The sequence below is a fragment of the Ruminococcus sp. B05 genome (assembly GCF_003628495.1).
GTDB lineage: Bacteria > Bacillota > Clostridia > Lachnospirales > Lachnospiraceae > Schaedlerella > Schaedlerella hominis.
Map to the genome: position 1 here is coordinate 1 of NZ_RBZR01000062.1, position 811 is coordinate 811.

Here is an 811-nt window from a genome sequence, read left to right on the forward strand (position 1 = left end):
GGTGGTTATGAGCTGGTAGCTGGTCATCGGCGAAAACGAGCATGTGAACTTGCTGGACTAGAGAAAATGCCGGTTATCATCAAAGATCTTACAGATGATGAAGCGACGGTGATTATGGTAGATTCCAACATTCAACGAGAAGAGCTGCTGATCAGCGAAAAGGCATTTGCTTATAAAATGAAATATGAGGCGTTAAAGCGTCAGGGAAAACGATCTGATTTAACTTCTTGCCAAGTTGGCAAGAAGTTGGCGGCAGAAGAAGTCAGTCAGAATACAGGAGATAGTTCCAGACAGATTCTTCGATATATTCATCTGACAGAGTTAGTAGCAGAGCTATTAGAATTGGCAGACGAGAAGAAGCTTCCCTTTAACACAGCTGTTGAACTTTCTTATTTGAGAACTGAAGAGCAGCAGATATTATTTCAGTATATGAGTAATCACAATATGGTACCTTCCATGAAGCAGGCAAAGGAATTGAAGCAGATTTCAAAAGAGCGGATGTTGACGTATTCAGAAATTGACCAGATTTGCATGAATGAAAGTACTGAAAAAGTTCAGGTGCAGATTCCGGCGAAGAAATTGAAACAATATTTTCCAGATACATATACAAAGACTCAGATGGAAGAAATTATATTTATGCTTCTGGCATCGTGGGCAGAAAGAGAGGGTAAAGAATGAGCAATGAAGATATGGCAAGGAGAATACAAGTCTATCTGAAAAAGATAGAAAAGATACGTGTTAAACGGATAAAAAGAGAGAAGTTTAAACATTTGTTGAAAACATTAGGATTATCAGCAGGAAGGAAGTGAAA

General features: G+C 38.7%; 2 protein-coding genes. Both read left to right on the top strand.

The window, feature by feature from the left end:
• Window positions 1–678, top strand: a 678-nt coding sequence (locus D8Q48_RS16970; RefSeq protein ID WP_121057392.1) for a ParB/RepB/Spo0J family partition protein, incomplete at its 5' end; no start/stop codon positions are given.
• Complete coding sequence (locus D8Q48_RS17855; protein WP_255494039.1) at window positions 675–809, top strand: hypothetical protein; 135 nt, start codon at window positions 675–677, stop codon at window positions 807–809. The genes D8Q48_RS16970 and D8Q48_RS17855, both read left to right, overlap by 4 nt.
• Window positions 810–811: the final 2 nt, after the last annotated feature.